Raw genomic sequence first — 4,941 nt, 5'->3', positions numbered from 1 at the left:
CCGCCGTCCTGCTGGGCCTGCGCGCGCGCCGCCGGGCGGGAGCGGGCGACGGTGCCGGATCACCCGAGGCGGCACCGGCCGTGACGCCGTCCCCGTCCGCCGCCGCCTCGGCGGAACCCGCCCCGACACGCATCGACCCGGCCGTGCACGCGGCAGCAGTGGCCGAACAGGCCGGCACCTGGCAGGCCGACCCTGACCCGGCCGGCACGCTTCGGGCCGACCCCCGTTCGCCCGGCGCGGTTCCAACCAGCACGGACTCCGAGGACACCGTTCCGGGCGACACCGGGCCGGCCGTGACGGCGGCGGTGGCGGAGCTGAGCCGCGACCCCGCGCTGCGTCACCTGGCCGCCGACGAGGCGGGGATGGCGTACCTGGCGGAGACCCGGCCGGAGGCGCGCGAGAAGGCGCTCATCGGCCTGGTGCCGGGAATGGATGACGAGACGGTCGCCGCGCTGCCGGCGATGGTGACGGCGCTACCCGGCACCGACGAGCAGGAACAGTCGCTCACCGGTGTCCTGGTGGACGTCCGGCGTCACCTGCGCGGTGACCCGCTGGCGCTGGACCGGGCGCTGGTGCGGGCCGGGAAGGTCCGGTGGCAGTCCCAGTACGAGCTGGCCGAGCACGTGACGTCGTATGCGCAGCAGCATCCGGAGCTGGCGCGGCTCGCCACCGCCATCGCCGAGACCCGCTGGTCGAGCGGCGCCGGGGAACCGGCGCGGGGCACCTGATCAGACCGGCGCGGGCGGGCCGGTCAGAGCACCACCAGTTCCTGGGCCAGCATGTCGGTCCAGGTGCGCCGGGTGAAGTTGCAGCCGGTGTGCGCCACGAACTCCTCCAGGGTGCGTACCGGCCCGATGCCGAGCCGGTCCACCGGCGGCGTGTGCAGCATGTAGAGCACCCGGCGGCGGCTCAGCTCCTCGTAGCGGGCCCAGTCGGACTCGACGTGGTCGCTCCAGTGCCGCGGCCTGTCCTGCCGGATGTAGTAGTGCCAGGTCAGCACCTCGGTGGGGTGGAACAGGTCGTAGCCCCACGTGAAGGCGCGCAGGGCCAGGGTGATCTCCTCGCCGTGGAAGTAGATGCCCGGGTCGTAGGGGACCTCGGTGACGAACGAGCCGGGCGCGAAGAGGAACCCGGCGGCCAGGAACAGCGCCGGCTTGGGCGGTACGCCGGGCGCGGCCCCCTCGATCAGGCGCTGACCGAAGACCGGTACGCCGACGTTCGTCCAGTCGTTGACGACGATCTCGGCGGGCGCGCCCGCGCCGGTGAACTCCTGATCGGGCTCGTAGCTCGGCGGGTACGCGGTAAGGACCGGCTTCGCCGCTCCGGTCTCCCGCGCCATCCGGATCATCCGTACGTCCCAGTCCGGCGCGAACCGGGTGTGGCTGTCCACCTGCAACAGCCAGTCCTCGCCGCGGTACCGCTGGAACGTCTTGTCCCGGGCCCAGCAGGCGCCGCGGCTGTCCCGGGCGTCGTACTCCTGCACGTCCACCTGCGGCAGGTCCCGGATGGCGGAGATGTCCTCGTCGCCGAGGTGCTGCCAGCACACCGCGATGCGGACGTCCTCCGGGTGCGCGGCCTTGGCCAGGCAGTCCAGCACCGTCGGCACCAGTTCCCGGTCCCGGTACGACGCGATCGCCACGAAGATCGTCACGCGTCCGCCTCCGCCGGGACGAGGGCGTACGACTGGAACAGCAGCGCCAGCGCGCGGTGCTCGTCGGCGGGGTCGGTGGCCGGCAGCAGGTCGCCGCGCGACCGGATGTGGGCCAGCAGGTCCGGCTCGGGCGCCAGCCCGTACGCCTGGAGGTAGTAGGCGACGGACTCGGGCCAGAGCCAGCGCCCGTCGGTGCGGTAGGTCATCGGCACGACCAGGCCGCGTGCGGGCTCCACCACGTCGGGCCCTCGTGCGGTGGTGGCGAGCACCGGCGTGCCCGCGTCCAGGTACGCCGCCGCCCCTGCTAGTTCGGTTCCGGCCAGCCGCTCCCGGTCCGGCGCGAAGTGCGCGCCGTCGTCGTCCACCTCGTCGAAGACGCGGGCGATCCGCAACGGTTCGGTGTCCCGGTCGGCCCAGAGCAGCGCGCCGGACCGGCGGGCCGCGGACGCGTACGGCGGGAGCTTGTCGCCGGGGCGGTACACCTCGACCAGCGGCGCCGAGATCCCGGCCCCGGCCAGCGCCCGCATCATGGTCGCCGCCGTCGCGGCCTGCGGCCCACTGGTCTCCAGCACGTAGACCGGCGCGGGCGGGATCACCGCGGCCGCCCACTCCGGGGCGATCCGCCATCCGCGCCACAGCGCCACCGCGCCGGGCTGCTGCCGGACCGCCGCGACCGCGACCCGGTCGGTGTCGTCCATCAGGCCGTCGCGGCCGGTGAGGTCGGCCAGCGGCGGCACCCGCCCGCCGAAGACACGCGGATTCGGTACGGCGGACGCGAACGTGAACGGCATGTCGACAGGTCCGGGCGGCTCGGGGAGGGACACCGTGCCGGTGTCGGCGAGCCGGAGCCGCGCCTCGGCGAGCGTGGCGTCCGGCACCCGGCCACCGAGATGCAGCAGCGCGGTGTGCAGCTCGTCCTGCTCCGTCATTCCCGGCCTCCTCGCGTTCTCGTCGGCGGGCGCATTCGACCACGGCGGCAGCCGGGAGCGCCGGGCCGCGCGAGGGCTCGTGCCCGAGAAACACCGCGACCGGGGCCGTTCGTGCATCCGGTCAGAGCGCGCCCGCGCGTACCAGGGCGGCGAGCGCCCGGTGGACGGCGACCGCGCCGGCCGGCGTGGGTGGGTCGGCCCGGCACCGCCGCAGGTGCCGCAACAGACCCTCGTCGGCCAGCGCGCCCTCGTCGAGCAGCCGGTCGGCCACGTCGGCCGGCCAGACCCAGGCGCCGTCGGTGCGCAGGTGCGCGGTCAGGGCGGGCGCCGACCGCAGGTGGGTGACGAACGCGGCGACCTCGTCGTCGTCGACCGGCAGCCGGGCGTCCCCGTCGGCGGCCAGGCGTACCTCGCCGGGCGGCTGCGGGGCCCAGATGAGCGCGGACCGGGACCGGGCCGTCCACTGGTACGCGGGCAGCGGCAGGTCGGGCCGGTACACCTCGACCGGCGCGGCGTGCCCGGCGTCGGAGAGCGCCCGCTGTCCCCGGTCGGCGACGGCGGGCAGCTCGTCGTCGGGCGCCGTGGCCTCGACCAGGTAGACGCGCACGGCGTCGACGGTGTCGTCCGGCTCCCGGGTGATCCGCCAGCAGCGCCACACCCCGGCGGTACTGTCCGGGTCCAGCACGTCGAGCAGCGCCCGGTCGAGGCCGTCCACGGTGCCACCGGCGGTCTCGTCCACCACCGGTGGCCCGGCCGTCGCATACAGCGGCAGGTCGGCCGGCGGGAACGGGACGAACAGGGCCACCGGATCGGCGTCCACGTCCTCGTCCGCCGCCGGGCCGGGCAGCGGCGTCTGCGGGGGCAGCAGCGCGGCGAGCACCGCGATCTCCGCCGCGGACTGCGGGAACGCGCCGAGCAGCCCGGCCGCGCAGGCGCCGTGGTTGCCGCGGGCGAGCACGGTACGCAGGCCGGCGAGGTAGTCGTCCGGGATCCGGCCGGCGGCGCGCAGGCAGAGCAGGTGCAGCAGGTCCGTGCTCATCGCGTCGCCGCCGTCTCGCGCAGGAACGCGGCGGCCAGCCGGGCGGGCGCCGGGCCGCCGGGGTTGACGAGCGCGTCGCGGTCACCGGCCACGGCGGCCAGTTCCGCCAGGTCCAGCCGCCGCCACCCGGGCGCGGGCACCGGTTCCCGGTGGGGTTCGCCGGTCGCGACCACCACACACCGCTCGTCGTCGGGGGCGTGGACGACGAGCGGCCGCCCGTCGCCGTTCACTGCGAGGTGCAGGGTGGACGCGCGTAGCACCGCCCGCAGGTGCGCCGGCCGCACCGCACCGGCGGCCGCGACCATGCGCAGCAGGGCGTCGAGCGGGTCGGCGGGGGAGTCCGGGAAGTGCCGGCGGTAGTCCGGGTTGCCCCGGAAATCGCCCACCTCGCCGTCCTCGCCGACCTGCCACACCCCGAGGACCGCCTCGAACGGCGGCTCGTCGTCCTCACCTGCCGGCCACTCCGGGTCGAGCAGGAACACGAACTCGTCGTCGCTCATCCGCCCGTGTCCTCGTCCGCGTACCGGAGCGCGTGCCAGACGAGCGCGGCGGCCAGCCGTGCCGGCTCGGGGCCGTTCGGGTCGACCAGGACGTCGATGCCGTCCGGCAGCAGTTCGGCCAGCTCGACCACCTCGACCCGGCGCCACTCGGGCGCGAAGGTACGCGCGCGCTCCTCGTCCGTGGTCGCCACCGTCACGCACGGCACGTCGTCGAAGGAGCGGACGACGAGTGGACGGCCGTCGCCGTTCATCGCGAGGTCGAGCCGGGCGCCCCGCAGCGCGGACTGCACCTGCTCGATCGTGGCGTCACCGCGCATCATCCGGCGTAGCAGCACGTCGAGCGGCTCGGCGCTGTCGGTCATGGTTCCTCCAGGTGGCGGCGGCCCGCCGCGAGGGTTCACGGCGGGCCGCCCGTCCGGGCTCAGGCGAACGGGTCCGGTGCGGCCGGGACCGGCACCGCCGGCAGCCCCTCCCGCGCGGCGTACTCGTTGAGCCAGCGCTCCAGCGGCGGGCCGGACGGCGCCACCCACGGCTCGGCGCCGTTCTTCGGTACGACCAGCGGGCCCACCGCGAGCGCGTCCATGATGCTGCCGGTCTCGGTGGCCCGGACCGTGTTGAACGGGTAGACCCAGCACCACTCGTACTCGGCCGGGGCGTCCGGGGCGAGCAGCGTCAGCGGCTGCCCCGGGTTCTCCAGCCCGCGCAGCGCGGCCTGCGCCCGGTTGCGGGCGTCGTCGGCGTTCATCGGGTAGTCCTTCTCTGTCGATGGTGGTCGGACGGGTGCCCGCCCCGGCCGCCGTGACGGCCGGGACGGGCGGCGGG

At 75.7% G+C, this 4,941-nt stretch carries 6 protein-coding genes and 1 pseudogene; 1 reads left to right on the top strand and 6 read right to left on the bottom strand.

Going from position 1 to position 4,941, the window contains the following annotated elements:
* Nucleotides 1-728 (top strand): annotated as a pseudogene (locus AC2CHG_RS15990) (hypothetical protein); the annotation flags it as partial.
* Nucleotides 729-751: 23 nt separating this feature from the next.
* On the opposite strand, the gene AC2CHG_RS15985 reads toward AC2CHG_RS15990, so the two are convergent.
* The 6 genes from AC2CHG_RS15985 to AC2CHG_RS15960 all read right to left on the bottom strand — a co-directional run bounded on the left by AC2CHG_RS15985 (nt 752) and on the right by AC2CHG_RS15960 (nt 4,864).
* Nucleotides 752-1,651 (bottom strand): GlcNAc-transferase family protein, encoded by a 900-nt coding sequence (locus tag AC2CHG_RS15985; RefSeq protein WP_262015037.1) that lies wholly within the window; start codon nt 1,649-1,651, stop codon nt 752-754.
* Nucleotides 1,648-2,580 carry a hypothetical protein gene (locus AC2CHG_RS15980; RefSeq protein ID WP_262015036.1) on the bottom strand — a complete coding sequence of 311 codons (933 nt, stop codon included), beginning with the start codon at nt 2,578-2,580 and terminating at the stop codon, nt 1,648-1,650. The genes AC2CHG_RS15985 and AC2CHG_RS15980 overlap by 4 nt, the downstream gene beginning before the upstream one ends.
* A 121-nt stretch (nt 2,581-2,701) precedes the next feature.
* Nucleotides 2,702-3,619 carry a hypothetical protein gene (locus AC2CHG_RS15975; protein ID WP_484525019.1) on the bottom strand — a complete coding sequence of 306 codons (918 nt, stop codon included), beginning with the start codon at nt 3,617-3,619 and terminating at the stop codon, nt 2,702-2,704.
* Complete coding sequence (locus AC2CHG_RS15970; RefSeq protein ID WP_262015034.1) at nt 3,616-4,119, bottom strand: type VII secretion system-associated protein; 504 nt, start codon at nt 4,117-4,119, stop codon at nt 3,616-3,618. Before AC2CHG_RS15970 ends, AC2CHG_RS15975 begins: the two co-directional genes overlap by 4 nt.
* Nucleotides 4,116-4,520, bottom strand: coding sequence for a type VII secretion system-associated protein (locus AC2CHG_RS15965; RefSeq protein ID WP_262015033.1), 405 nt, complete (start codon nt 4,518-4,520; stop codon nt 4,116-4,118). Before AC2CHG_RS15965 ends, AC2CHG_RS15970 begins: the two co-directional genes overlap by 4 nt.
* A 20-nt stretch (nt 4,521-4,540) precedes the next feature.
* Entirely contained in the window at nt 4,541-4,864 is a 324-nt protein-coding gene (locus AC2CHG_RS15960) for a YrhB family protein (RefSeq protein ID WP_262015032.1), read from the bottom strand.
* Nucleotides 4,865-4,941: the final 77 nt, after the last annotated feature.

The sequence above is a fragment of the Micromonospora sp. ATLC20 genome (assembly GCF_057196585.1).
Note: the sequence above shows the minus strand (reverse complement) of the source record. Positions and strands in the feature narration are given on the sequence as shown.